Raw genomic sequence first — 26,991 nt, forward strand, 5'->3', positions numbered from 1 at the left:
ATGTATTACGATATGCTTCATTTTTTTAATAAGACATATCGATTATAGTGAGTCTTCTCTTTAAAAAGAAGACATATCAGGACGTAGTTATCCTTTAAACTGAACTAAACTTTGGGGGGTTGAAAAGGTAAATCGAGAATCTCTTTACCTGCACTATCAAAATGAGTAAATAATTGAGGATACATTTCTGGTGATAGTAATTGATATGAATTAATATCAAAATCAACCACATGTACATGACAGCAATGACATTGACAAAAAGGAGAACACAAATCATTTTCTGTAGAGTGATTGTGAGTATCTCCTGCACATGCTGAAATTTCTAATTGTGTGTTTTCTGCAATAGGAATATCATCATTGCATGGCATAAGATTAAGTGCCAAGAAATAGATTGATAATATGAATGCAAGTATCTTCACAATTCAAAGATAATAATATTATAGCCAATATGCTCTGCTTCATATTCACAAAAAAACTGTTATATAATGTTTAAGAGAGATAGAATAAGTCAGGAAACAAATAACAACTTATCTTCTAGTTATATCTAACGACTTCATACATTGTATTGCTCATATCAGAACATAGATTTTCTCTTACTTTAAAAAATACTTCTTTGTCTTTACTTATATCTTGAGTTAGATTTTTGAAATCATTTGCTGGAGAATTCACAAAACCAAAAACGATCTCTTGTCCAGCGCTAATCATATTAACAATACCTGCTCCCGAATTAATAATTCTTTTTATCCTTACACTTGTAGTTGCTTTAAATTTTTTATCACAGAGCATTCCATCTTTTTTCAGTTCTTGCACTACAGCAACCAAATGAACTGTATTGGGGTCAACAGCTATACTCTGAGTATCACCAAACTTAGGCTTTTCTACTTTAGATATAGTGTCTTTAATTCCTTTTTCTTGTGCAACACTATTAGATTTACAAGAAAACAATAATATTGCCAGTACTACATATAGTATTTTGGTCATAATATAATTTTAAAAAAGAGGTTGAAAAATTCAACCTCTTTTTATATATAGAAATTATCGTTTTACAATTTTAAATGTATTATTAGTTGTTCCTCCATAAACTCTTACTACATATAAACCTGCTGGCATACTTGATGCATTCCATGTCAAATCGGAATTTGCATCAATATTTCCTTTAGAATACACCAGATTACCCGTGTTATTAAAAATATTTATAGAAATTTTCTCGCTAGACTTTGAAGTTATTTTCTTAAGATTAAACGAGAACTGGTCGCTAGATGGATTTGGGTATACCGAAATTCCTTTTTCTACATCCAATGTAGCTAGAGGCTCTGCTATTGAAGGGCCATTACCTGTGCTACCATCATCTACTGCTCCATAAATCTGGAATATTTGATCAAGAGGATCTCTACCAAAAGCAATTGAAACAGGTGTCCAATCAATTGCTCCTGTACCAAATAAATCTAATTCATCTTTAAGATGTGGTTCTTGGCCAATTCCTCCATTTTGAGAAGCCCAGAACCATTGAGTTGAATCTGGGTTAAATGCCAGATTTGCGTATACTGATAGCCAGTAGCTTCCACTTTGTAGTGTTACTCCTTGCGGCAACATTAAATTCAAGTTTAAATCTGAAGGATCAGAAATCGGTACAATCTCTCCACTATTATATACCTCAGCACCAGGAACACCTGCATTGTCTTCGTATATAACCACCGTTGCATTAGTTAATTGAGGTGAGTTATTTCCTGATCCAAAAGCTACAATTCTTTCTAATGTCCATGTGTTTCCTGCTGGAATAACAAAATCATCCGCAGATTGCACTAGCCCGCCGAAATCTACAAAAAATTGAGATGGCAATGTTGATACAGAACCTGCTACTTGCTCATAAACAGGAAGTTCAGATATTGACACTGTAAACCCTTCTGCTACTTGCTCATCTCCCGAGGTTGCTACAAGTCCTATGGTTGCTTTTCCTAAACTATCAGGGGCAAAAGAAAGGGTAACTGTGTTCCCATCTAAAGTAGCTGTTACTAATTCTGGATTAGAATTGGTAAACTCAATATTTATTGGCGCTCCACTAGAGTGCACAAATAAACCAGTAACATCTACTTGTATACTTTCACTATTTTCTGCAACTAAAAGATCTTCTAATAAATAAGCTACACTCAATGATGACTCTGGTAATTCATTAAATACAGGGAACCTGGCACTATATAATCCGCTACCATGAGCGGCTACCGCAATAAATCCATCTTTACGAGTTTTCACCTCATCTGTTACTGCATTTCCTATAGCAAAAGGCTCTTTGATCCAACGAGTTCTTTCTCCATTTAACCTATTGGTGTAATATAACCCTGTACTTGTTGCTGCATATACTTTTTGTAATCGTGAACCAAAGAATCCCTGGCTACCTCCAAAAAATGCTGTACTTCTTACTGAGGGTCCATTACCACTTCCATCTGCATTTTCTTCTAGATTTCCACTGATATTAGTCCAAGTATCTCCTCCATCAACAGTAAGAAACACACTGATTACTCTATAATTTGAAAAAGTAACAATCACTCTATCAGAATTTGAAGGGTCAACATTGATATCATTTACAAATCCTTCTGGCAATCCTTTTCCTGTAGAAACATCTACTACTGTCTGATCATCTAAGTTAGCATTATCCATTCTATAGATACCACCAGAGTTGGTACCGTAATACAATCTATTAGCTATTGGATATTTAGAAACATCCAATGATGTTATTGTTGTTCCTGCTGGTGTATCTGTATTTGGTAAATCTACCCAATTTACGGTTGCAAATGCATTAGAAAAAAGCGGAACTTCATCTAAATTGTTATTCCTCCATATTCTATTACCCGCTGGCAAATACATGATGTTATCATTATTTGGGTCTAAGATAAATGGAGTAATAAAAGCAAGATCATTTGCTCCTGCTGGTCTTATTCTTGTAAAGGACTGAAACACTCCTGCCTCATCAAAATTAAATCTGTATACATTTCCTCTTTGTGAAGAGACATATCTTGTTCTCCCATTATCTGCAATTGCACTATAAGCACCATCTCCTCCAAAATCCTCTATCCAAGGTTCGATAGAACTTGTAGAAGATGTAAACCATGTACCATTATCCTGAAAACCAGCCACTAAATCATCACTGTTTGCCTCTGGATCAAAAGATACATGATATGGCTGTGTTGTTATATACCCATTATTTAAAGAAACCCAATCAACAGGTTCATCAGCAGAAGTTGATGTTGTAACATCCTCTGTCACAAAGACTCCTCCATCATTACCTGATAGTACTTTATTAGGGTTAGATGGGTAAAATAATAATGCGTGTTGATCAGGGTGTTGATCAGGATATACACTTACATCGTTTTTTGGAGAATACCCTGCTATCCAACTTTCTTGCCCTGCAGGGGTTGTAAAACCAGTAGTTGATCTATAAATATTAGTTCCCCCTACAAACATTAAATTAGGGTCAACAGGACTCACCTTAACAATCATATTATACCCTCCTTGAAGGTTTAGATCTCCTACACGGCCTCCTATCCCTATAGGTAGATTTGCACTTAAATCTGTCCATGTTTCTTCTGGTGTAGCTGCAGCTGCATCGTACTTAAATAAGAACGCTGGTCGGCCACCTTCATTTGGGTTTTGAGTAAAAAAGTAAACAACATTCTCGTTAGATGGATCAATACCCATCACCGTTCTTCCATAATCTACTGGTAAAAACTCAGGTGATATCTCTGTCCAAGTACCTACATCTCCATTGGTAGCGGTAAAATATCCATTATTAGGAGTTCCCCCTGAATCAATCGTTGCATAGATTTGTCCTGTAGTTGTAATAGCAACCTCGGCAGTGTTATCAAAATCTCCTGCTAACACTTCTTCAAATGAATTCCCTCCATCTTTGGATTTATGAACCCCATTAAAAGTTCCTACAAAAATATCTCCATTAGTAGGATTAATAGCAATCGAATTAATCAAATCAAAAGGAGAAAAAGCTCTTACGTCATTATCATTAGTAGCTTCCAAGAGTCTCCAGGATCTACCACCATTAATAGATTTGTACACTCCCGTTCCTTGAAAAAAAGCTCCTCCTGCACTTGCAGAGTTACCAAAGCGTTCTCCTGAACCATAATACCATGTATTATGCTTGCCAGGTCTAGGGTCTTGCACTATACAGGTAATACTTGGTGACTGCCTTCTATTGGTTACTTTTCTCCATGTTTTACCACTATCGGTAGAACGCCATAATCCTCCAGAAACTCCTCCTGCTAGAATTATATTTTCATTGGTACGATCAATTGCTAATGCTCTTGTTCTTCCTCCTACATTATAAGGGCCTCTATTTTTCCAGTATGAAAAACGACCTGCTTTAGAAGATTTTGCAGAATTGGTAATCGATTGTTTTGAATCGTTTCCTGTTGCAATTTTACTAGCAAAGCTAACTTCTTTAGTTCTGATTCCCAATGGAATCTCTCCTGTTTTGGGGTCTTTGAGTCTTTCAAATTCCCACTTCATTCTTTGTATCGCATTGTCTCCAACTTTTTTCACATTATCCTTAGATCCATATTTACTATCATAAATTTTGGATTGTTTATAAAGCGAATGTCCTTTTACAGGCTGGTCTGCCTGATTTTTAAGTTGTTGCGAACTTACTGTAGTAATGGCTCCAAAAAGAGAAGCCGCCCAAACTGACTGTCTTAGGCAAAATAAAAATCTTTTCATTTTTTAAGCTGATTTGTGAGTGATTCTCAAAACTAGCTTAATTTTTTGAATTATTTTATTAAAATTTATGAAAAATTATGATTTTTTTATTCTTTTGATAACACGAATTCTAAATTTTTCGTAATCACATGGCATATATCTTCGGTCACAATAACGGGATCACTTACTATCGAGATATAACCTGTTTTACTTATTGATATAACATATGTTCCTTTGCGCTCATATGCTCCTATAAAAAGATTGGTCCCTTTTACATTTTCTAATGTTTCTGAGTATTGTCCATCGGTAGCCATTACTATAATACCTTCTGTCAAAACTGCTCCACTTGTAGCATCTTTAATAATGATTTCTAATCCTGGTCTGGCTTCTTCTGTGCATAATATAGGATCTTCTGTAGTATCATCACTTGTGCAGGACACACTAATAACTAATAAAATCAAAAAGATTTTTTTCATGTTTTTATAACTTTTAATATTACTTATATACAAGATTAAGATGCTAATAAACAATCAAGGTTGCGTTTTCTATAGCTTATAATTTTTCAAACAAAAAAAGCATCCTTAATCAAGGATGCTTTCTATTTTATTATATAAAATTAACTACCTAGAGATCAAATTTAATCCCTTGTGCCAATGGTAACTCTGTAGTATAATTTATTGTGTTTGTTTGGCGACGCATATATACTTTCCAAGCATCTGATCCTGATTCGCGCCCTCCACCTGTTTCTTTTTCTCCACCAAATGCCCCACCAATCTCTGCACCAGAGGTTCCTATATTTACATTTGCAATCCCACAATCTGATCCTGCATGAGATAAAAAACGTTCTGCTTCTCTCAAATTATTCGTCATAATTGCAGAAGATAGTCCTTGTGCAACTCCGTTTTGTAATTCGATTGCATTTTCTATATCTCCACTATACTTTAAAAGATATAATACTGGAGCAAATGTTTCATGCTGTACTATTTCAAACGAGTTATTTGCTTCAGCAATGGCTGGTTTTACATAACATCCACTTTCATATCCTTCTCCAGTAAGCACTGCTCCCTCAACAATAACAGTTCCTCCTTCTTCTTCTACTCTTTTTAGAGCATTTTGATATCCTTTTACGGCATCTGTATCAATTAATGGTCCTACGTGATTATTTTCATCAAGTGGGTTTCCTATTCTCAATTGTTTATATGCATCAACTATTGCTTTTTTTACTTGATCGTAAATAGATTCATGGATAATCAATCGCCGTGTAGATGTACATCGTTGCCCTGCGGTACCAACGGCACCAAATACAGCTCCAATCACTGTCATTTTAATATCTGCATCTGGACTCACAATAATAGCATTGTTTCCTCCTAGCTCTAAAAGTGATTTACCGAGACGTTGTCCAACTGTTCCTGCAACAATTTTACCCATACGAGTAGATCCAGTTGCAGAGATCAAAGGAACCCTTTTGTCTGTTGTCATCATTTCTCCTACTTTATAATCTCCATTAATCAGGCAAGAAATTCCCTCGGGCAAATTATTGTCTTTTAAAACTTTAGTTATAATATTCTGGCATGCAATTCCGCATAGTGGTGTTTTCTCACTAGGTTTCCAGATACATACATCGCCACAAATCCATGCTAGAGCAGTATTCCACGACCATACAGCTACTGGAAAATTAAATGCAGAAATAATACCTACAATCCCAAGGGGGTGGTATTGTTCATACATTCTATGTCCTGGGCGTTCTGAGTGCATAGTTAAACCATGTAATTGTCTAGATAATCCAACTGCAAAGTCACAAATATCTATCATCTCCTGTACCTCTCCTAGGCCTTCTTGATATGATTTTCCCATTTCATAAGAGACTAATTTACCCAGAGGTTCTTTTAATCGTCGCAACTCTTCTCCAAACTGCCTTACAATCTCTCCTCTTTGAGGAGCTGGCATCACTCTCCATGTTTTAAATGCTTCTGTTGCGGTTTGCACCACTTTTTCATAATCTGCTGCGGTAGTAACTTCTACCTTACCAATCAATTGTCCATCTACTGGAGAATGTGACAGGATTGTCTCTTCTGAAGAAAACCAGTTTGATCCTGTAGAAGTTCCTTTATTATGCGTTGAAACACCTAATTCTTGCAGTGCTTCTTGAATTCCGAAATCTAGTACTACTGTTGCCATCTTAATATGCTACTTTTATAAAAGGTAAAGATACTCTCTTTTAAAGATAAATTAAATTTTGAAAGATTCTATCCTAAATTTTGAAATATTTTATAATAAATAAGTTTAAAAAAAATCAATTCTATAATAAACTAGTGTCTCACAAATTAATTTGATTACTTATCATATATCAAAATCTCTATAGATACTCATTTTACAATACACAAAAAACAAAAAGAACTATCAAAAGTATTTCTATAAAATAAAGAAATCGCTCAAACAAGATTTCTCTTGTAGAGCGATTCCCAACTAAATAACCAACCAAAAAGTTAATATTGTTAAGTGCTACCTTACTTTTATTTTGAAAGCTTTCTAAAATCAGCTTTTTTTATTCTTTTCTTTTCATTCTGAGTAGGCTTTCCTTTCTCAGAACTCTTGAATTGTATGTGCCTTCTTCCTACAAACTGATATACAGTTTCAGAATTTGGATGAAACAATTCTATTTTACTGTCATTTATAACGGACAACTCAAAGAATTCATTGCCCAAATAATCGTAATCAAGTGTTAAAGTTTTCCTATCAAAAATGTTAATTATATCATTTACTTCATAATGCCCTGTATAATCATAGAAAATATCATTGATAGGGATTCCTATTTCATCTTGAGAGCTTTGAAAATTTTCTCCTGATCCAAAATATGAGAATTTTAAATAATTTTCATTATCAAATTCATTCAATACCCCGTACTCACTAGTAAATACTTTTTCCCAGGTTTCATATTCTTGTAAGAAATAATGAATATTATCATAAAATACGCTGTCATAATCAAAATTACTACGTTGATACCCTATCAAATAATAACTTGTATTTGTCACCTCATCATACATTTCTATCTCATTATCAGAAATTTGTGATATCACAAACCTATATACTCCATCTATATCATGATCAATATCTAAATCCATTTGAAACGTATCATAAAAACCAACATCTAATCCAAAACCATTGCCGTTACTTCCCATTCCTACCAAATTATTATTTGCCAAGAAAGTTCCGTTTCTAAATGAAACTGTAAATGCTTTTTGCAAAAACGGAACCTCACCATTACCCTTTGTACGCTCAATATCTACATACCAAATTTCATAGGTATTTAGTAATTGATTCAAAGTAATTCTTGGTTCTTCGATATACACATCTTCTTCGATAACAACTTCTGCTACACAAGAGGTTAATAGTATTGAACTTAAAAAAATAACCGAAAGTAATTTTAGCGTTTTCATATGCTTCGTGTTTTCAATTTCATTTATGATAAACCAAAACGCATGCCAAACTTTTAATTGATTGATTACTGGTCTTTTATTTTGAGGTGTATTTTTCCTATTTTTGAAGCCACAATCTTTTTTATGGAAAAAAAACCAAAATTCGCAGTACTTGGTGGTGGTAGTTGGGCAACCGCCATTGTAAAAATGCTTACCGAAAACCTAAATGAAGTTGGTTGGTACATGCGAAGCACTTATGCTATAGAGCATCTTAAACGACAACAACATAATCCCAATTACTTGAGCTCTGTAGAGTTTAAAATAGAACAACTTAAATTAACCAACGATATTAATGAAGCAATTACGAGTGCAGATTATCTTATTTTTGCAATTCCTTCTGCTTTTCTTCATAGTGAACTAGAAAAACTTACTGTATCTCTAAAAGATAAAGTTATTTTCTCTGCTATAAAAGGTATCGTTCCAGAAACGGGTCTTATTGTAGGAGAGCATTTTCATGATACATATAATATTCCTTTTAATAATATCGGAGTAATTACAGGTCCTTGCCATGCAGAAGAAGTTGCCTTAGAGCGTTTATCATACCTTACTATTGCTTCTAATGATGAAGAAAAAGCTAAAGTTATGGCAGATTGCTTAAGTGGAGATTATATCAAATGTAAAATCAGTGATGATATCATAGGAACAGAATATGCTGCTGTTCTTAAAAATATATATTCTGTAGCTGCTGGTATTGCACATGGATTAGGATATGGAGATAATTTTCAGAGCGTTTTGATGAGTAATGCTATTCGAGAGATGAAACGTTTTATCAAAAAAGTACACAAAATGAAACGTAACATTAATGATTCTGCTTATCTGGGAGACTTATTAGTAACGGGGTATTCTATTTTTTCTCGTAATCGAATGTTTGGTAATATGATTGGTAAAGGGTATACTGTAAAAAGCGCACAGATGGAGATGAGTATGATTGCTGAAGGATATTATGCTGCAAAGACTGCCTATGAGCTTGATGCAACAAAAGAGGCAAGAACGCCTATCATTGATGCTGTACATGATGTTTTGTATGAAAATAAGGATCCAAAAAAAGTATTCAATAGACTTACAGACAAGCTAGACTAATTATTGTTATCTTCATATCATTTATTTTTATAATCTTATGGATGAGCTTATCACAACTTTTTATACTGCGTTAAACAATCGCGATGCCGAAACTATGATTTCTTGCTATCACGATGATGTCATTTTTGAAGATCCTGCTTTTGGAAAATTAAAAGGGGATAGAGCAAAAAACATGTGGCGTATGCTATGTAAAAATGCTAAGGATTTTAAATTAGAATTCTCTGAAATAGAAACAAATGACCAAATAGGATCTGCAAAATGGCAAGCTTGGTATACATTTAGTAAAACGGGAAGGTCTATTCACAATAAGATCAGTGCTCAATTTGAGTTCAAAAATGGTAAGATCATAAAACATACAGATCATTTTAATCTACGCCGATGGGCATCTCAAGCTATTGGTTGGAAGGGATCATTACTTGGGGGAACAGGATTTTTTAAGAAAAAGTTAATTCTACAAACTAATACCATGTTAGATAAATTTACAGCTTCCTGATTAATATTTCATTTTATGAATACTTTACAAATCAAATCTCCTCTTGTCTCTATCAATTGGCTTTATAAACATCTAAATGATACTGATCTAGTAATTCTAGATGCAACGATCAAAAAGGTAACCGCTGATACAAATACTCAAAAACAATATCAAAAAATAAAAGGTGCTCGTTTTTTTGATTTAAAAAAGACTTTTTTTGATAAAAACACAGCTATCCCTAATATGCTACCCTCACCAGAAGATTTTACAGAGGCATGCAAAACATTAGGCATTAGCTCTCATCATAAAATAGTCGTCTATGATACACTAGGCATCTATTCTAGTCCTAGGGTATGGTGGATGTTTAAGACAATGGGATTTGATAATATCGCAGTGTTAGATGGTGGGTTTCCTGCTTGGCAAAAAGAAAAATTACCCTGCGAAAAACTAGAATCTGATATACACACATATGATCTAGGAAATTTTGAAGCTACCTATATTCCTAAGCTAGTCACTAGTGCACAAGGTATTCTTGCAGAAATAAACAACACCAATACACTCATTCTAGATGCAAGGTCTTCTGGTAGATTTAAGGCCACAGAACCAGAGCCTAGAGAAAGTTTAAAAGGTGGTCATATCCCTAATTCTATGAATCTACATTATATAGATGTGCTTAACAACGGAAAAATGAGATCTACAAACGAATTAGAAGAAATTCTAAAGAATTTTAATATTGAAGATAAAAAACTGATCTTTACATGCGGATCAGGAATTACTGCTTGTATTATCATGCTTGCTACCGTACTGGTAGGATATAAAAATGTATCTATATATGATGGTTCCTGGAGTGAGTGGGGGCAACTGAATGGTGCACCCATTGAATGTTAATTACAATACATCTATTTTATTTTATGAATAATTTTTTTCGATTAGCTCTTTGTTTTATTTTATTATCTGTAAATACCTATGCGCAAAAAGCACAAAAATTTAACCTTCAGGATTTTTATAAATACGATTCTGATCTAGAATATACTGTAGATTCTATTTTTAATGCATTGAATGATCGGCAAAAAGTGGCACAAATGATCATCACCTCTGGAGGAGAAATAGGAAAATCTAAAGCTACTGTTCAAAAATTAACAACTGAAAATGCTATTGGTGGCGTTGTTTTCTTAAAAGGTCATAAACAAAAACATATAGAAGATATAAAAGCACTTAATACTATTTCTTCTCAAAACAATACACTACCACTTCTTTTTAGTATGGATGCAGAGCCTAGTTTGTTTGCCAGTAGAATTAAAGGCGCTCCAAATGTAGGTAAAACAATAAATATTAAAACCGAATCACAATCAGATTCTATTGTAGATATCATAAATCAAGAACTTAAAACTATAGGAGTACACCACAATTATGCTCCTGTACTGGATGTTAGCCCAAATAATGAAGCTATCAAATCCCGAAGTTATGGAGATGACAAAGAGGTTGTAGTACGTCTGGCTAATCAATTTATAAAGCACACACAAGAAGGTGATATCATTGCTACTGCAAAACATTTCCCTGGTCATGGCCTTGTAAAAGGCGATACTCATAAGCAAAGTGTATATATTGATGGCCCTTTACAGGAGATAGATAACTATACGAAAATTATTGAGGATGGTGTCATCTCTATTATGATTGCTCATATAACAATTGATAACAATGAAGAATATGGAACTGATGGTTTACCTTCTAGTTGTTCTCCTAAAATTGTTAGTGGTTTACTAAAAGAAAAAATGGGATTCAAAGGCATTATTATATCAGATGCCTTGAATATCATGAAAGCTGTTACAATTCTCGACAATGCCCCTCTACTTGCCTCTAAGGCAGGTTGCGACCTAATTTTAATGCCACAAGACGAGATAAACACTATTAATTCTATACTGGCAGAAATAAATGTCAATACTTCTTATAAAAAACAAGTAATGCAATCTGTAAAAAAAATAATACGATTAAAGGTTTGTGCTGGAGTAATTAGCATCTAATTCATAGTCACAAAAAAACAAACACTTGCTCTTGTAGATAAAAACCAAAAATAACCTTAATAATTAATAAATTCATACAATGATTGAAATTTTAGCTTTGAGCTATTTTATTAAACAAATCAAAAAAATCGCAGAAGAAAAAGGTATTAAAGCAGGAAAATGGATTGCCATATTAGTAGGGTCTTGGTTTGGATCAGAAATACTAATCTTTATAATTGCTTTTGTATTTTTTAATGTATCAAGAGATCAGATATTAATTGTAATGCTCCCTGCATTGCTAGTAGCTGCTGGAGTAGCATATTTTATTTTGAATAAAGTAAAAGCATTACCTTCTCAACACACATCAGAACAAACAGCTAAGTCCTAAAAAAATTCAAAAAACATAGTTTTTTACAGAACATCATTAACAAAAAATATTGTTAATGATGTTCTGTTTTACAACAAAATACGTTTACTCATAAACAGCAAAAACATAGCATCCAAAAAAGACAAATTTACACTATAAAGATGAGCTATCGACAGAAACCCATATTCCCTATCAAGTAATAAATTGTCCTAAACCAACAAACACTTCATATTTCTTTGCGATTACATTTGTTACAAAAAAACAATCCTATGAGCACACAAGAAATTATTACACTGTTTGAGACTTCAAAAATCTTAGATTACATTTTATACTTTTTTGTAATCAATAGTGTGTTTACCCTTTTTGAAATCTTTTTAGACATTCTTACTACCAAAGAAAGAAGATGGAAAGATACTGGAGCAAATATTATCATTTTTTTTATGAGTCAATTACTAGAAAAGACCGTATTCGGCTCTATTGGGATTTTATGTTTACTACCTTTTTATCATATATCTCCTTTTGAAATTCCAATGAATGGCTGGACTTGGTGTATCGGACTACTACTTGCTGATTTTACATATTACTGGATGCACAGACTCGAACATGAGCATCGTATTTTATGGGCTAATCACAGCGTACATCACTCCTCAGAGGATTACAATCTTACTATTGCCATGAGATTGAGCATTATAGAAAGTGCCATAGAATGGGTATTTCTAATTCCAATGATTATTATAGGATTTACCCCTTTTCAAGCTATAGTCTCATTAATTTTTATTGCACAATATCAAACCTGGATTCACACAGAACGAATTATCAAACTTGGATGGCTTGATGAGATATTCAATACTCCATCAGTACATAGAGTTCATCATGGTTCAAACAAAAAATATATTGACAAAAACTATGGAGGTGTTCTTATCATATGGGATAAATTATTTGGCACTTTTCAAAGAGAGGAAGAGAAAGTCATTTATGGACTAACAAAAAACATTCATACCAACAACCCAATAAAAATTAACTTTATTGAATACAAACACATTTGGAATGACTTAAAGCTATGCAAATCATGGAACGATCGCTTCAGGATTGTTTTTGGCAATTTAATCTGGAGACCTTCATACTTTAAAAAACAAAAGTAAAGTATTAAAAAAATACACTTAGTCAATTTGTATTTCCTCTAATCCAAGGTTTTCAAAGAAAATATCAACATCAAAATCATTCTCAAATGCCAACTCATAAAAATGGCGGGCTTTTTTTTCATCCTTTTTAACCTCTTTCGCTATAGTATAGATTGCCGCCAATTGAGCTGCTGCTTTTCCATGCCCCATATTAGCCGCTCTAATATAATACTCTATTGATTTATCAATATCTTTTGACACACTCTCATACCCTGTAGCATAATACGCTCCTAAATTATATATCGCTCTTCTATTATTACTTTCTGCTGCTTTAAAACACCAATCTATTGCTTTTGAGATATCTTCCTCCACCCCTATTCCTTGAGCATAATAAACGAATAATTCAAACATAGCATCTGAATTCCCTTTTTCTGCAGCTTTTTGGTGTGCTTCAAAAGATAATTCTAAATTTTCCTCATACGCATATCCTTTATAAAGCATATACCCCTTTAGTAAGTATACTTCTCCACTAGCATCTTTCTCTTCTAATGTATTTACTAAATCAATAATTGTTTTTGCAGGAATATCTGTAAGATCAGCAAAATAAGCTATTCTAATATATTTTATCCAAGCATCCATACCATACCCAGAGTCTGCCGCCTGTTGAAAATATGATACTGCTCGTTCTGCATCTTGATCTACACCTGTACCTATATAATACAGCATACCTAATGCATACCACGCATCAGAATTACCTGAATTTGCTGATGTGGTATATAAATTAATCATTTTATCAACTTCTTTCTTCTCTAATATCCCCAACATCAAATCACCTCTTTCTATCTTAGATTTAATCTCTTCTGCTTTTTGATAATCTGTCATTTCAATTTTTGTTTTAAAAAGACTACAACTTACAAAAAAACATACCACTAACAGAGCGAGAAATAATTTTAAGCTTTTCATTTTTCTATAGCAACTATTTATTTTTAATATATCAATTTCACATTACTGAGTTTATCAAGCATCAAATTACTTCAAACAATTTACCTGGCAAAGGTTTTACAACTCCTTTAAGTTCCATATTAAGAAGAATAGAAGCTGTTTTAAATGTAGGAATCTTACATTGTAATGCAATACTATCTAGCAGCTCTTTTCCTTGATTTTCTAAAAAATCATATATCTTTTTCTCTTGTTCATCAAGCTCTACAAATAATTTTTTCTGCACTACAGGCTTTTGTTTTTTATCAATTTCCCAATTAAGCATATAAATCAAATCGGCTGCACTAGTAAGCATATGAGCTTGTTGTGTCTTAATAAGCATATTACACCCTTTGCTCAATGGATCATATGTTTTACCAGGCACTGCAAATACATCTCTATTATAGGAATTTGCCATATTGGCTGTTGCCAAAGAACCTCCTTTTTCTGCACTCTCTATCACAATAGTAGCCTCACTAAGTCCCGCAATAATTCTATTACGGCTCAAGAAATTTTTGCGATCAAATGTATCAGTACTGTAGAAATCTGTAAAAAAACCTCCATTACACTCTATATCCTTACTATATTTTTGATGTGCTTTAGGATATATTTGATTTAAACCATGCGCAAGACAACTTACTGTTTGTAAATTATGTTTCATTGCCGCACATTGGGCAGTAATATCCACCCCATATGCAAAACCAGATACAATCACAGGATTTATTGGCGCTAATGCTTCTATCAATTCCTCACAAAATCGTACCCCATAACTTGTTACTTTTCGTGTACCTACTACACTTACTATTTTCTTATTATGAAGATCAATTCTCCCTCGACTGAACAAGACTACAGGGCCATCAATACAATGTTTTAATTTTTCTGGATATTCCTGTTCATCATACATCAAATAATTTATATGATTCTTTTCAATAAATTTCAGCTCTTGTTCTGCCAATTTTTGATATTCCAGTTTATGTATATTCTTAACCCTATACTTACCTATACCATCAATTTTGAGGAGGTTATCTGTTTTTTCAGATAACACCGCCTCTGCACTACCTACTTCTCGTATTAATTTTTTGATAGAACTATCCCCTAGATTAGTCACTTTTTTAAGAGTAAGTAATGCAAATAATTTTTCGATATTCATATGGGTTTAATTATAAAAAAACATACTAGTAAGAAAACTTGAAATCAACCATTTATAAAAATATTAATATTTTTATATTCGATCTAATATCTCTACAAGAAACAAAAAAATTCATGACTGTTAATAAATTCAGTGTATAGAATTAAAATCACTTTCATTTTTTTATACCTTTGATTATCTCGGAAAAGTCATTTTACAAAGACTATTTAAAAGATTAAATTTTACAAGGGGCAATGAATACCACAGCTAATTATATAGGTGAATTATTATATCGATACGAATGCGTAATACTTCCTGGGTTTGGAGCATTTTTGACAAGGCGTCAATCTGCTACAATTCAAGAAGGAACTAATACATTCTACCCTCCTCAAAAATTAATTTCTTTTAATAGTCAATTACAAAACAATGATGGATTATTAGCTAACTATATTGCTTCCGCAGAAAAGATATCATATACAGATGCAGTTGCCAAAATTCAACGTTATGTTTTATCTCTTCAAGAGAAAATGGCTCAAGGTCAACGTATTGAACTATCAAAAATAGGAACGTTTTACACTTCTGTAGAAAACACTTTACAGTTTGAACCACTGCAAGAAGTAAATTATCTCACTGAAGCCTTTGGTCTTCAATCTTTTGCTTCTCCTGCGATTACGCGTGAAGTGTATAAAGAAGAGGTTGAAGCTATTGAAGAAGTTACACCTCTTACTTTTACTCCCGAAAAACGTCGTGAACGCCCTTATTTACAGTATGCTGCTGCGGTGGCTGTAATATTAGGAGTAGGTGGATTTTTTGGCTTAAAACAAGTGAGCGACACTAATATAAGCTACAACAATAAAGAATGGCAAAAAGCCAATCAGGAAATAGAAAACAGAATACAGGAAGCTACTTTTGAAATCTCAAACCCGCTTCCTGCTGTAAATCTTTCTATTGTAAAAGATAAAGCAAACACCGAATCCGAATCAGATTCAAATATATCTACTACGGTATCAAAAAAGTTTCATGTAGTTGCTGGTGCTTTCAGAGTGCTTTCTAATGCTAATCAAAAAATACAGAAACTCAAAAAACAAGGGTTTGAAGCTCATCTGATCGGAGTAAATAAATATGGGCTACATCAAGTTGCCTATGAGAGCTATGAAAATCGACCTGAAGCATTGCAAGCATTAACCAAAATAAAAGAGCAAGAAAACTCTTCTGCATGGCTATTGATCAAAGAATAAGTATTTTCTTTGATCAATTAGAATACCATTTTTACACTATTATAACATTCATTTTACAAAGCCTACATGCGTATGTTTATTTTGTAAAGGATTTCTCATTGATTTTACCTTAACAATATTGACTTAGCACTTCTGGCAGAGGGCCTAAATACTGTGTAACTAATTTTTTCATTACGGCATTACCTTATATCTTTGCTAAAAAAATTACATGGAAGCTAGACATCCCTCAGAATCACTTACTACACTAACTGATTTGGTACTCACGGGAGAGACCAATCCATTAAACAACTTATTTGGAGGAGAGCTTTTAGCTCGTATGGATCGAGCAGCAGGAATTGCTGCTGGCAGACACTCTAGACGAATTGTTGTAACTGCTTCTGTAAATCATGTTGCATTCAATAAAGCTATCCCATTAGGAAGTGTTGTAACTGTAGAAGCAAAAGTTTCTAGAGCGTTTAGATCTTCTATGGAGGTTTATATAGACGTATGGGTAGAAGACCGCCAAAGTGGTGAAACAACAAAAGCTAATGAGGCTATTTATACTTTTGTTGCAGTAAATGAAAGCGGAACTCCTGTATCTGTACCACCCATACAACCAGAAACAGAACTTGAAAAACAACGCTATGACGCAGCACTACGTCGTAAACAACTGAGCTTGGTTCTTGCAGGAAAAATGAGTCCTAATGATGCTACAGAACTAAAAGCTTTGTTTGTTTAAATCTATAAGACAAAACTTAACATCAGAACTAAGCTTTACATCTTATAAATCCAGCTTTGAGGATTTAATCTTTTTGCATTTTGGTAGATTAAGAATTTCATAATTGCTCTACCAGTTGTTGGATTGGTACGCACCTCTCCTAAAGATTGTTTGGTCGCTACTTTCTGACCTTCTTTGACTGTTATATTTTCAATATTATAATAAGTAGTGATATAATTACCGTGTCTAATCTGAACCAAACGGCTTGCTCCTTTCAGCTTTTGAATTGCTATAACCTCTCCTTCAAAAATCGCTCTGGCGCGTTCTCCTGCCCTTGTTTCGATTTCTACACCACTACTATTGATTTGTATATTAGGTAGCGTAGGATGCGGCTGACGCCCAAATTTTTTGGTTACTTTTCCTGTACCAACTGGCCAAGGCAGCTTCCCTTTATTAGACGTGAAATTATCAGCCATTATTTTGGCCTCAGCTGTAAGAGCAAATGTAGTTGCAGATCCTTTTTTTGTGACTTTTTTACCGGCTTTTTTGTTTGCTTTGGCAATCGCATCTCTAATTAATTTTTCGATCGCTTTATCAATAGCACTGGCTTGTTGTTCCTTTTTCTTGATCTGTTTTGTATAAACTCCCTGCTTCTTCCTAATAGAAGCCATCAAAACTTGTTGTTCCTTTTTTTCTGCCTTAAGTTTATCTTGTGCTCCTCGATTTTCTTCAATCAACCCTTGCTTATCTTTTTTTTGCCTAGACAAATCTTGATTAAGAAATTGAAGTTCTTTTGTATTATTTTCTATTCGGATAGCTTGATCTTTACGATGCTCATTATATTGTTTCATATACTGCAATCGCTTATAGGCCTGAGTAAAATCTGCAGAAGACAACAAAAACATTATTTTGCTTTGATGTGATTTACTTTTATAGGACTTTGCAACCATTTTGGCATACTCTTTTTTGAGTACTGTAAGCTCCTTACGATATCCTTCTATTTTCTTGAAATTTACATTGATTTCTCTAGTCAATAGATTAGCTTGCTGATTGGTAACTTTTATTAGATTTTTTCGTGTATTGATTTGCGAATTGATGGTCTCTACTTCATCAAGTACAGAACGCTCCTTAAGCTTGTTATCAGCTCGTAATTGCTTCATCTGCTCAATTTCTTCTCTAAGTCGCTGACGTTCTTCTTCTAATTGTTGCTGTTTTGTACTTTGTGAAAAAGAAGGGCTGCAAACCAATACTAAACCTATAAAATATATAACTTGTAAAAATCTCATTGAATAGTAACTTGCTTATATCCTGATGGTATTTTAAACGGAAAACTTACTTTAGCATTGTAATCTACTGCCTTATAATCTATCTCTATTGTCGTTTTTTCTTTGTCTTGTATTGCTTCTATATAAATTTCTTTAGGAAAATCTTGATTACCTATCTTTTGATAGCTTTGGTAGTTAATCTTCAAATCTCTATTCTCTATTGGCTGTTTCAATTGCTGTGAGAATATCTTAAATGAATTTGGATGCACCAAAAACAAGCGTTCAAAAAGTGCTAGTTCTGTTTTAGGTCTTAATTGATACACCTTGCCTTCTATCGTCGATTTGTATTTATCTTGTCTCAAATTAAACAAGGCCTGCCCCAAAAGCATTTGTTGCACTTTGTTATAATCTAAATCTGTGCCCAACCATTCACTTAATAATTTAAAATCACCTTCAAAATAAGTGTTATTGATTTTTTCATAATAACTCACCTTTTTTGGAGTAATTAATGCTTTTGCAAGTGTAATTCCTAACATTTTTACACTTACCCAGATAGTTTTATCTTTTTCTATTCGCAAGGTTGCATTTGGACTAAACGATTGCCTCTTGTCGTTATATTTGATTTTTACTCTAGTATTAAGCGTTTCAAAATTAAAAGCTCGATTGTAATGATTCGCTATTACTTTTTCTGCATTTAATCTTTTAATTCCTGACTCACCTATAGCTTTTGTTCCTTTACATGAACTAAAAAGTACTATAGAAAAACATAATAGATATAATATTCTGCTCATTATCTCTTTATGATTTATTCTGAAGTTGATTTACTTTTTGCTGATATTCTGAAGCTTTTGTAGTATCTCCAAGTTTTTGATAAGCTACACTCATCTGTTGATAAAAATCTAATTCCATTTTATGGTCATCTATTACATAATCAATCCCGATAGCAAGGATCTCTACCGCCTCTTCGGCTTTATTAAGGTGAATTAACGAAACTCCATTTACCAAATAAAAGATGGGTTGCGCAGGATACATCTCTAATGCTAATTCACTTCCAATTTGCGCCTTTTCATAACGCTTTAAATCTAATTGCAATAATAATATCCTTTTTAGCAATGCAAAATCATTCGCATTGTTTTTGATACTACGTTCATAAAAATTAAGTGCTTGTTCTTTGTTTTCTTTTTTATAATAATAATGCCCTAATTCTGTAAAAACTTTTCCATTATTCTGTCCATTAGAAAGCAAAGATATGATTGTAGTCAATTGCGATTCATACTCTGGGTTTGTGTCTATAAAACTCAGAAAATCACTAACAATCTTATATTTTGATTCAATATCTGTTTTATTACTTTTTAAAGCAATTTGCATAGAATGAATCGCTTGTTTGATATTATTTTCTCCTAAATAAAACTTGTAAAGTGCTAAATGTACCAGTTCTGATTTTGGCTTTTTATTTAATAAAGATTTAGCCGTCTTAAAAGCTTTTTCCTTTTGATCACTCTTACTATATAGATAAATAAGGTTGAGGTAGTTTTGCTCGACCTCTGGTTTTTCTTTAATTTTTTGTTCTAATCTATTGATTTGACTATTAGGGTTTGTGATTTTTGAAGAAATTCGTTTTCGCAATCGATTACGATATTTATCTACACCATACTCATCATCCAATTCATCTAACGCTACAATTGCTTCGTCATATCTTTTCTCAAGAAAATATAAGTTTGCCAATTGCTCTTTAAACATAGAATTATGTTGTACCAGTTTTTCTACTACTGCCGTAGACTCTTTATACTTATGTTGCTGAAAATAAACTTCAAACAAATACTCAAGAACAAACTTATCGTTGGGTTTAGTCTCTAACACCTTTTTAAAATTATTCTCTGCTTGCTCATACAGCTTTAACTCAAGATAATTCTTGGCTAATTCTAGATATAAGAAATTAGAATTTGCATCAATTTCAACACATTTTTCTAATGCTTCAATTGCCTTATCATAATTGGTGATTGCTTTTTGTTTTAACGCTTCAAAAAAAAGTTCTTGAAATTCATCAGAAACATTTCCTAGGTCATCAATATTCACCTCTTGTTTAGGCTCTATTTCTTGAGAGAAAACAGTATTAACTGTAACTCCTAAGAATAGACACAAAAACCATATATGTTTTCTATAATCAATCATCAAATGAAACTCAAAACCTGTATTACATTATAAATTATTCTAAAATAGAGTAATCCCCGATACTTACTGTAGTGAAGTTTCCATCATAAACAGCATTATTCCCTATCATTGCATTGTCTAAGTTAGCATTTTTTATGATAGTTTGTGTCTGAACTAGACTATTTTTAATGGTTGTATTTTCTATAACACACCCTTTTCCTATAGAAACATTAGGTCCTATGGTTGCATTTTTTAACGTCACTCCTTCACCAAGATAACAAGGAGCTATTACCGTAGAATTCTCTTGGGTAACTGTGTTACTTACCAAATGCTCTCCATCCTTTTGCAAAAAGCCTAACATTCTCGTATTTGTTTCTACAGTTACATTTTTGTTTCCACAATCCATCCACTCATCAACCTGCCCTGTCACAAATACTTTTCCGCTACTCATCATTCTCTTAATACCATCATTGATTTGGTACTCCCCACCATGTACAATATTATTATCTAAAACATATTGTAATTCATTTTTAAGCACCCCTACATCTTTGAAATAGTATATTCCAATTACTGCTTGATCAGAGACAAACTCTTTGGGTTTTTCTACCAATTCTACAATTTGGTTATCTGTATTTAACTTTACTACCCCATAGGCTTCTGGTTGATCTACTTGTTTTACCCATATTACCGAGTCTGCTTCTTTATCCAAATTAAAATCTGCTCTAATCAATGTATCTGCATAGGCAATTACAGCAGGGCCAGATAATGATTCTTTTGCACACATAATTGCATGACCTGTACCTAAAGGTTGATCTTGTCTATAAATAGATGCCTTTGCCCCAAGACCTTCTGCCAACTCAGTCAAACTTGTTACGACATCTTCTCCAAAAAACGCAGGATCTCCTAATATAAAAGCTACTTCTTCTATAGGCTCGCCTAAAACTCTCGCAATATCAGATACTAATCGGTGTACAATTGGTTTTCCAGCAACTGGAATTAAAGGTTTAGGAACTGTAAGTGTGTGAGGTCTTAGCCTAGACCCTCTTCCCGCCATTGGTACAATGATTTTCATTTTTTTTGTTTTTGTGTTATGATAATTACTTCTATAGGTGGGGTATTTATATATTTACTCACTAAGTGAGATTTTAATGCTTCAAAGCTTGCTTCAATATTAAAGGTTAGTTTCAAACAAATACTTCATTGACTTGCCTCGAGGCAACTTATTGTTATTTGATTCCTGTACTTCCAAAACCACCTTCTCCTCTAGAGGTTTCTGATAATTCTGTCACTTCAACCCAATCAGCACGTTCATGTTTTGCAATAACCATTTGGGCAACTCTTTCTCCGTTTTCTACAATAAAATCTTCATTAGAAAGATTTACCAAAATCACTCCTACTTCTCCTCTATAATCAGCATCTACAGTACCTGGTGCATTAAGTACAGTGATTCCTTTCTTTGCTGCCAATCCACTTCTTGGGCGAACTTGTGCCTCATATCCTACTGGTAATTCTATAAATAACCCTGTTTTTATAATTGCACGTTCTAGAGGTTTCAACACTACAGGCTCTGCTATACTAGCTCTTAGGTCCATACCCGCAGAAGCAATTGTTTCATAATTTGGAAGATCGTGTGAGGATCTATTAATAATTTTTATTTGCATATTTATCTACTATTATCCAATAAAACAACAGACTACATACATTATAAATTATGAAAGTCTGAGTGTGAGTTAGATTTATTTTTTTAAGATTTGTTTTAATTCTTTTTTTTCTGAGGCGTACAAAATTACTAAAAACCCAAGTAACAACGGAATAGAAATCATATAATTACTATCAAAAATATAAAATGACACTATCGAAAAACTTATTGATAAAAACAGATATATTCCTATTTTTTTTAAATTATACGGAATCGGATAGTGTTTCCTTCCAAAATACCACGAAAGCATCATCATAACACTATATGCTGCTAATGTAGCTATTGCTGATCCTAAATAACTATAATTAGGGATTAGCATAAAGTTTAATCCCAATGTGATTATCGCTCCTATAACAGAAATATATGCTCCATACCTAGTTTTATCGGTAATTTTATACCACACTGATAGATTATGATATATACCAAGGCATAGATTAGCTAGCAAAATTATAGGAACAATTTTTACGGCTTCCCAATAAGATTCATCTCTTATTATAATTTCTTTTAAAAGATGCACAAAAACTACTACTACAAGCAAAATTACTGCTCCAAAGGCCACAAAAAACTTTGTAATCCTGGCATATGTCTCAGGAGCATTTTTGTTTTCTGAATACTTAAAGAAAAAAGGTTCTATCCCTAATCGAAACGCCGTAGCAAATAAAGTCATAAATAATGCCAATTTATAACATGCCGAATACACTCCTACTAAATGATCTGCTACATTTTCTGGTAATAAATAGTCTAATATAATTCTATCAAATGTCTCATTGATAGAATACGCAACTCCTGATATAAGTATAGGAAATGCATATATCATCATCTTTTTCCACAACTGTTTATCAAAATGATATTTGATTTTGGTATAAAACGGAATCAGTAGCAGCAATGTCACTGCGCTTGCAATCAAATTAGAGATAAAAATATAATTGATCTTATAGTCATCAAAAACAATAGCTTCTAATACTGTAAAATCACTAGATAATCCTCTAAGGAAAATTAAAAGAAAAACATTCAACCCTAAATTAACTACTACATTAAGAATCTTAATACATGCATATCGCATGGGTCTTTCTTTTGCCCGTAACCATGCAAAAGGAATAATTACTAAGGCGTCTAATAGAAGAATCCAGATTACCAGCGTTATATAATCTACATCTATACCTGTAAGTGATGCTATTTGCCCCTTAAACATTAAAGCCAAGACAAAAAAACCAAAAGATGATACTGCCAGTGATATTGCAGATGTGCTTATCACTGCATCTTTATCTGATTCTTTATTAAAGAATCTAAAAAAAGCAGTTTCCATACCATATGCCAGTATAACATTAAACAACACAAAGTATGAAAATATGATTGAAACCTTGCCATATTCTTCTGTAGGAAGTAGCTTGGTATATAGTGGAACCAGAATAAAAGACAACATACGCGGAAGCACAGTTGCCAACCCATAGATAAAGGTTTGTTTAAAAAGTTTTTGAAATATGCTCAATTGGTAGCGTGCTTATAAGCGTAAAAATACAATTTTTTATCACCTACACTATTTTGATAGGCCTACTCTTTTTTTTTGGGTACATTATTTAACTTGAAATCTCCTTTTTCTCCCTTTATGGTATATGTAATCATACACTCATCATCTTTAAGGTCAAAAGGGATTTTCTCTTCAATCTCTGGTAATTGATTTTGAAATTCTTTATTAGAATCATCACTCATGATCAAATCCTGTTGTTTCATAGCTTTTGTATAATGACCTGTATATACATTTCTATCCTCTTGATATGTAAGCTTTAGCTTTTTTCCTTTAAAATACGCATAATCCAATATCAAATTTGGCTTTTTTACCACCTCTATAAATATATCAAAACCAGAAACCTTATCTGTTCCTTTATATATTTGTTCTTCAAAATATACTTTTTTAACCTGTATTGGCATTGGATTATTCATATTTTGATTGCTAGCACATCTAGAAAAGGCTAAAAGCACAAACGCACTAATCAATAAAATTAGTATTACTCTTTTTGCATCCATCATATTTTTATAAAAACATTTAATCACTCATCTAAGCTCACTCAAATATAATACCATAAAGAAGAGCCTACAAATTGCAGGCTCTTATAAAATTAAAAAACGTTCTAAAATTATTGCAGATCAAATGATAAAATTCCACTTCCTGTATAATTACTATACCCTGCAACTTCAATATAATACGCACCTGCATTCAATGCACCAGTTAAAGCAGAATAATCACTACTACCAAGTAAAGTACCTGCACCATCATACAGATAAATATAGTCATCGTAATCTTCTGATATAATCTCAAAATTGTAGTTTGCCTGTGCACTAACACTAAAATGGTAAGCAATTTTGGCATCTACTTCAGATGTAGTAGTAAAATTATAAGAATTGTTATATGGAGCCGAAAGAGCACCTAAATTTATATCTGATAATGTAGGGTCTTGCATTGTCATATTAAATGTCCCATTTATTCCATTATCAATATAACCGTATTCATTTACTACCTCCAAATAATATGACCCTGCTCCTAAATTAATTCCTGAAATATTATTACTATAACCACCTATTATATAATTCCCGTAACTATCAAACAATTTAAAATAAATATTAGCTACAGAAGAAAAAGAATACCCAATTGATTCAGTTATTGAAAAAAGATACCCCAATCTATGATCTGGCTCCTTACCTGACATTGAAAAATCTATGGAGTTTTCATACGGTATTGTTAATACTCCTAGGTCAATATCTGTTGCCTTAAAATTAAACGTTTCTTTTATTTCTGTAACTCCTCCTGACCTATCGTTTGCAACCACTTTTATGACAATATCATCATTGATGAGATCTGAAAAATCACTATAATAATATGCTTTTCCAAATCCATCATAGTCGTCTGAACCAATAATATAATCCTCTCTAATCAATATATCATTAAGATACACATCATATGATAAAATATCTGCATCTGCATCTTGCGCAGGAGACCATTTGATATCAATATAATCGTATGAATTCGCATCAAATCTGATATACTCAAATGCAAATTCTCCTGGTGCTCTGTTTATAAAAACATTTCTCTTTGACTCTGTTCCTTCAGAAATTTCACCCTCACTATTATAGGTTTTAATTTTGATGAGTAACTCTAAGTTAGATCCTTTTGCATAAACTTCTTTACTATTTTTTCCATTGGTTTGGGATAATGTAATAAATTCACTCACATCAAACTCAATCACTCTCTCTGTCGTTTTACTAGCAATTACTTTATCATTGACCACAACTTCAAAAGAAGCTGGGCTATCTGTTGGATACTCCCAATAAAGCTTTACCATCGTTCCTTCTACTACTTCAGCCCCAATGTTACTTACTTCAGATACTGGTGCAATTACATGTCCATCATCATCACTTCCACATGATGTTATCAAAACACATAAAAATATACTTAAAACACTTACTATTTTTCTCATAAAATATTCCTTCTAAAAAAATTAATCTTTGTTAACTATATATAGAATGTCATTCAGCAAGAAAATGTTACCCTAATAAATGAATTATTTTTTTAAGAGATCCTACAATTATGAATTAAAACTATTGAAAAAGAATATATTCCTTCTAAAATGAAAATGGCATAACAAAACAACAAACCTCATAAGAGAACTTATGAGGTTTGATTATTTATTATAATAAACTCAGCCTAGGCTTGAATCATTAGTATATAATATTAGTTATTAAGTGCTTCTGCACCACCGACAATCTCAAGGATTTCATTGGTAATAGAAGCCTGTCGTGCCTTGTTATAAGATAGCTTAAGTGCATCTCTAAGCTCTGTAGCATTATCTGTAGCTTTATGCATTGCTGTCATACGTGCTCCATGTTCTGATGCAAATGAATCACGAATAGCCTTATACAATTGTGTTTTTAGCGACTTTGGAATCAATTCTTCTACAATCTCTTCTTTTGAAGGTTCAAAAACATAATCCAAGTTTACCTCTTGATCACTTTCTACAGGAACAATTGGTAAAAACTGTTCTGTAGTTACATCTTGAGAGGCTGCATTTCTAAACTTATTGTAAACAACTACAATCTTATCATACGAGCCTTTGGTAAAATGCTCCATCAATTCTTCTGCTATTGTAGCAACATTAGCAAAAGTAAGGTCATCATATAACTCACTTTTATTTGCAATTACTGTATGTGTTTTTGATACAACGTCATTCACTTTTTTACCAATGGTAACAAAATCAACTTGTTTACCCACATACTGATTTTCATACAGCTCTCTTACACCTTTAACAATATTGGTATTAAAAGCACCTGCTAAACCACGATTAGAAGCAACAGCTACTACAAGTACCTTATTTACCTCACGTTGTTCTGCATATACACTTGCACTATCACCGTCTAGTGAAGCACTCAGGTTTTGCAACAATTCTGTAAGTTTATCTGCATAAGGTCTCATTGCAGTAATTGCCGACTGCGCTTTATTCAACTTTGCGGCAGATACCATTTTCATAGCACTGGTAATCTGCATTGTTGAAGATACAGAGGTAATTCTACTACGTAATTCTTTTAAGTTTGCCATTGTTTATAGTATTGAGTATTGAGTAATAA

General features: G+C 32.9%; 25 protein-coding genes. 8 read left to right on the forward strand and 17 right to left on the reverse strand.

Going from position 1 to position 26,991, the window contains the following annotated elements:
- Positions 1 to 104: 104 nt before the first annotated feature.
- The 6 genes from DG508_RS18065 to DG508_RS18090 form a co-directional block, all read right to left on the reverse strand.
- Positions 105 to 419 (reverse strand): DUF6660 family protein, encoded by a 315-nt coding sequence (locus DG508_RS18065; protein WP_328515281.1) that lies wholly within the window; start codon positions 417 to 419, stop codon positions 105 to 107.
- A gap of 115 nt (positions 420 to 534) precedes the next feature.
- Positions 535 to 981, reverse strand: coding sequence for a hypothetical protein (locus DG508_RS18070; RefSeq protein WP_108869486.1), 447 nt, complete (start codon positions 979 to 981; stop codon positions 535 to 537).
- Positions 982 to 1,035: 54 nt separating this feature from the next.
- Positions 1,036 to 4,722, reverse strand: coding sequence for a T9SS type A sorting domain-containing protein (locus DG508_RS18075; protein ID WP_108869487.1), 3,687 nt, complete (start codon positions 4,720 to 4,722; stop codon positions 1,036 to 1,038).
- An 86-nt stretch (positions 4,723 to 4,808) separates the two neighbouring features.
- On the reverse strand, positions 4,809 to 5,177 hold the full coding sequence (locus DG508_RS18080) for a hypothetical protein (RefSeq protein WP_108869488.1): 369 nt from the start codon (positions 5,175 to 5,177) through the stop codon (positions 4,809 to 4,811).
- Positions 5,178 to 5,325: 148 nt separating this feature from the next.
- The gene (amaB, locus tag DG508_RS18085) at positions 5,326 to 6,879 is read right to left on the reverse strand and encodes an L-piperidine-6-carboxylate dehydrogenase (protein WP_108869489.1); all 1,554 of its coding nucleotides are present in this window, start codon (positions 6,877 to 6,879) and stop codon (positions 5,326 to 5,328) included.
- 335 nt (positions 6,880 to 7,214) lie between these two features.
- The gene (locus tag DG508_RS18090; RefSeq protein ID WP_108869490.1) at positions 7,215 to 8,138 is read right to left on the reverse strand and encodes a nicotinic acid mononucleotide adenyltransferase; all 924 of its coding nucleotides are present in this window, start codon (positions 8,136 to 8,138) and stop codon (positions 7,215 to 7,217) included.
- Between the two features lie 123 nt (positions 8,139 to 8,261).
- On the opposite strand from DG508_RS18090, the gene DG508_RS18095 reads away from it, so the two are divergent.
- From DG508_RS18095 to DG508_RS18120, 6 genes are all read left to right on the forward strand, one after another.
- Positions 8,262 to 9,257: an NAD(P)H-dependent glycerol-3-phosphate dehydrogenase gene (locus DG508_RS18095; protein ID WP_108869491.1), complete on the forward strand. Its 996-nt coding sequence runs from the start codon at positions 8,262 to 8,264 to the stop codon at positions 9,255 to 9,257.
- 37 nt (positions 9,258 to 9,294) lie between these two features.
- Positions 9,295 to 9,750 (forward strand): nuclear transport factor 2 family protein, encoded by a 456-nt coding sequence (locus DG508_RS18100; RefSeq protein ID WP_108869492.1) that lies wholly within the window; start codon positions 9,295 to 9,297, stop codon positions 9,748 to 9,750.
- A gap of 15 nt (positions 9,751 to 9,765) precedes the next feature.
- Entirely contained in the window at positions 9,766 to 10,617 is an 852-nt protein-coding gene (locus DG508_RS18105; protein WP_234418259.1) for a sulfurtransferase, read from the forward strand.
- A gap of 23 nt (positions 10,618 to 10,640) precedes the next feature.
- Positions 10,641 to 11,750, forward strand: a complete 1,110-nt coding sequence (locus DG508_RS18110) for a glycoside hydrolase family 3 N-terminal domain-containing protein (protein ID WP_159090915.1) — start codon at positions 10,641 to 10,643, stop codon at positions 11,748 to 11,750.
- Between the two features lie 79 nt (positions 11,751 to 11,829).
- Positions 11,830 to 12,117 carry a hypothetical protein gene (locus tag DG508_RS18115; RefSeq protein WP_108869494.1) on the forward strand — a complete coding sequence of 96 codons (288 nt, stop codon included), beginning with the start codon at positions 11,830 to 11,832 and terminating at the stop codon, positions 12,115 to 12,117.
- Between the two features lie 248 nt (positions 12,118 to 12,365).
- Positions 12,366 to 13,238, forward strand: coding sequence for a sterol desaturase family protein (locus DG508_RS18120; RefSeq protein WP_108869495.1), 873 nt, complete (start codon positions 12,366 to 12,368; stop codon positions 13,236 to 13,238).
- Positions 13,239 to 13,256: 18 nt separating this feature from the next.
- Here the strand turns inward: DG508_RS18120 and DG508_RS18125 are convergent, their stop codons facing one another.
- Together DG508_RS18125 and dprA are read right to left on the reverse strand one after the other, a co-directional pair.
- On the reverse strand, positions 13,257 to 14,099 hold the full coding sequence (locus tag DG508_RS18125) for a tetratricopeptide repeat protein (RefSeq protein WP_159090916.1): 843 nt from the start codon (positions 14,097 to 14,099) through the stop codon (positions 13,257 to 13,259).
- 142 nt (positions 14,100 to 14,241) lie between these two features.
- The gene (gene dprA / locus DG508_RS18130) at positions 14,242 to 15,345 is read right to left on the reverse strand and encodes a DNA-processing protein DprA (protein WP_108869497.1); all 1,104 of its coding nucleotides are present in this window, start codon (positions 15,343 to 15,345) and stop codon (positions 14,242 to 14,244) included.
- Positions 15,346 to 15,578: 233 nt separating this feature from the next.
- On the opposite strand from dprA, the gene DG508_RS18135 reads away from it, so the two are divergent.
- Both DG508_RS18135 and DG508_RS18140 read left to right on the forward strand, forming a co-directional pair.
- Complete coding sequence (locus DG508_RS18135; protein WP_108869498.1) at positions 15,579 to 16,562, forward strand: HU domain-containing protein; 984 nt, start codon at positions 15,579 to 15,581, stop codon at positions 16,560 to 16,562.
- A 208-nt stretch (positions 16,563 to 16,770) separates the two neighbouring features.
- Positions 16,771 to 17,280, forward strand: coding sequence for an acyl-CoA thioesterase (locus DG508_RS18140; RefSeq protein ID WP_103867000.1), 510 nt, complete (start codon positions 16,771 to 16,773; stop codon positions 17,278 to 17,280).
- 35 nt (positions 17,281 to 17,315) lie between these two features.
- Here the strand turns inward: DG508_RS18140 and DG508_RS18145 are convergent, their stop codons facing one another.
- The 9 genes from DG508_RS18145 to atpG all read right to left on the reverse strand — a co-directional run bounded on the left by DG508_RS18145 (position 17,316) and on the right by atpG (position 26,962).
- Complete coding sequence (locus DG508_RS18145) at positions 17,316 to 18,545, reverse strand: murein hydrolase activator EnvC family protein (protein WP_108869499.1); 1,230 nt, start codon at positions 18,543 to 18,545, stop codon at positions 17,316 to 17,318.
- Positions 18,542 to 19,315, reverse strand: a complete 774-nt coding sequence (lolB1, locus tag DG508_RS18150) for a lipoprotein insertase outer membrane protein LolB1 (protein ID WP_108869500.1) — start codon at positions 19,313 to 19,315, stop codon at positions 18,542 to 18,544. The genes DG508_RS18145 and lolB1 overlap by 4 nt, the downstream gene beginning before the upstream one ends.
- Positions 19,316 to 19,322: 7 nt before the next feature.
- A complete protein-coding gene (locus tag DG508_RS18155; RefSeq protein ID WP_159090917.1) occupies positions 19,323 to 20,666 on the reverse strand; it encodes a tetratricopeptide repeat protein in 1,344 nt (447 codons plus the stop codon).
- Between the two features lie 64 nt (positions 20,667 to 20,730).
- Complete coding sequence (locus DG508_RS18160) at positions 20,731 to 21,747, reverse strand: sugar phosphate nucleotidyltransferase (protein WP_108869502.1); 1,017 nt, start codon at positions 21,745 to 21,747, stop codon at positions 20,731 to 20,733.
- A 154-nt stretch (positions 21,748 to 21,901) separates the two neighbouring features.
- On the reverse strand, positions 21,902 to 22,336 hold the full coding sequence (dut, locus tag DG508_RS18165) for a dUTP diphosphatase (RefSeq protein WP_108869503.1): 435 nt from the start codon (positions 22,334 to 22,336) through the stop codon (positions 21,902 to 21,904).
- 75 nt (positions 22,337 to 22,411) lie between these two features.
- Entirely contained in the window at positions 22,412 to 23,863 is a 1,452-nt protein-coding gene (locus tag DG508_RS18170; protein ID WP_108869504.1) for an oligosaccharide flippase family protein, read from the reverse strand.
- A 62-nt stretch (positions 23,864 to 23,925) separates the two neighbouring features.
- Complete coding sequence (locus DG508_RS18175) at positions 23,926 to 24,402, reverse strand: hypothetical protein (RefSeq protein ID WP_159090918.1); 477 nt, start codon at positions 24,400 to 24,402, stop codon at positions 23,926 to 23,928.
- 107 nt (positions 24,403 to 24,509) lie between these two features.
- The gene (locus tag DG508_RS18180) at positions 24,510 to 25,847 is read right to left on the reverse strand and encodes a hypothetical protein (protein WP_108869506.1); all 1,338 of its coding nucleotides are present in this window, start codon (positions 25,845 to 25,847) and stop codon (positions 24,510 to 24,512) included.
- 254 nt (positions 25,848 to 26,101) lie between these two features.
- Complete coding sequence (gene atpG / locus DG508_RS18185) at positions 26,102 to 26,962, reverse strand: ATP synthase F1 subunit gamma (protein ID WP_108869507.1); 861 nt, start codon at positions 26,960 to 26,962, stop codon at positions 26,102 to 26,104.
- Between the last annotated feature and the right edge of the window lie 29 nt (positions 26,963 to 26,991).

This window comes from Aquimarina aquimarini, assembly GCF_900299535.1.
Classification (GTDB): Bacteria; Bacteroidota; Bacteroidia; order Flavobacteriales; family Flavobacteriaceae; genus Aquimarina; species Aquimarina aquimarini.

Coding starts and splice junctions, on each gene's coding strand:
- DG508_RS18115 (WP_108869494.1), top strand. CDS start 11,830: ATGATTGAAATTTTAGCTTTGAGCTATTTTATTAAACAAATCAAAAAA.
- amaB (WP_108869489.1), bottom strand. CDS start 6,879: ATGGCAACAGTAGTACTAGATTTCGGAATTCAAGAAGCACTGCAAGAA.
- DG508_RS18160 (WP_108869502.1), bottom strand. CDS start 21,747: ATGAAAATCATTGTACCAATGGCGGGAAGAGGGTCTAGGCTAAGACCT.
- dprA (WP_108869497.1), bottom strand. CDS start 15,345: ATGAATATCGAAAAATTATTTGCATTACTTACTCTTAAAAAAGTGACT.
- DG508_RS18100 (WP_108869492.1), top strand. CDS start 9,295: ATGGATGAGCTTATCACAACTTTTTATACTGCGTTAAACAATCGCGAT.
- DG508_RS18070 (WP_108869486.1), bottom strand. CDS start 981: ATGACCAAAATACTATATGTAGTACTGGCAATATTATTGTTTTCTTGT.
- DG508_RS18180 (WP_108869506.1), bottom strand. CDS start 25,847: ATGAGAAAAATAGTAAGTGTTTTAAGTATATTTTTATGTGTTTTGATA.
- DG508_RS18075 (WP_108869487.1), bottom strand. CDS start 4,722: ATGAAAAGATTTTTATTTTGCCTAAGACAGTCAGTTTGGGCGGCTTCT.
- DG508_RS18095 (WP_108869491.1), top strand. CDS start 8,262: ATGGAAAAAAAACCAAAATTCGCAGTACTTGGTGGTGGTAGTTGGGCA.
- DG508_RS18080 (WP_108869488.1), bottom strand. CDS start 5,177: ATGAAAAAAATCTTTTTGATTTTATTAGTTATTAGTGTGTCCTGCACA.
- dut (WP_108869503.1), bottom strand. CDS start 22,336: ATGCAAATAAAAATTATTAATAGATCCTCACACGATCTTCCAAATTAT.
- DG508_RS18105 (WP_234418259.1), top strand. CDS start 9,766: ATGAATACTTTACAAATCAAATCTCCTCTTGTCTCTATCAATTGGCTT.
- DG508_RS18125 (WP_159090916.1), bottom strand. CDS start 14,099: ATGACAGATTATCAAAAAGCAGAAGAGATTAAATCTAAGATAGAAAGA.
- DG508_RS18135 (WP_108869498.1), top strand. CDS start 15,579: ATGAATACCACAGCTAATTATATAGGTGAATTATTATATCGATACGAA.
- DG508_RS18145 (WP_108869499.1), bottom strand. CDS start 18,545: ATGAGATTTTTACAAGTTATATATTTTATAGGTTTAGTATTGGTTTGC.
- atpG (WP_108869507.1), bottom strand. CDS start 26,962: ATGGCAAACTTAAAAGAATTACGTAGTAGAATTACCTCTGTATCTTCA.
- DG508_RS18090 (WP_108869490.1), bottom strand. CDS start 8,138: ATGAAAACGCTAAAATTACTTTCGGTTATTTTTTTAAGTTCAATACTA.
- DG508_RS18110 (WP_159090915.1), top strand. CDS start 10,641: ATGAATAATTTTTTTCGATTAGCTCTTTGTTTTATTTTATTATCTGTA.
- DG508_RS18175 (WP_159090918.1), bottom strand. CDS start 24,402: ATGATGGATGCAAAAAGAGTAATACTAATTTTATTGATTAGTGCGTTT.
- DG508_RS18140 (WP_103867000.1), top strand. CDS start 16,771: ATGGAAGCTAGACATCCCTCAGAATCACTTACTACACTAACTGATTTG.
- DG508_RS18120 (WP_108869495.1), top strand. CDS start 12,366: ATGAGCACACAAGAAATTATTACACTGTTTGAGACTTCAAAAATCTTA.
- lolB1 (WP_108869500.1), bottom strand. CDS start 19,315: ATGAGCAGAATATTATATCTATTATGTTTTTCTATAGTACTTTTTAGT.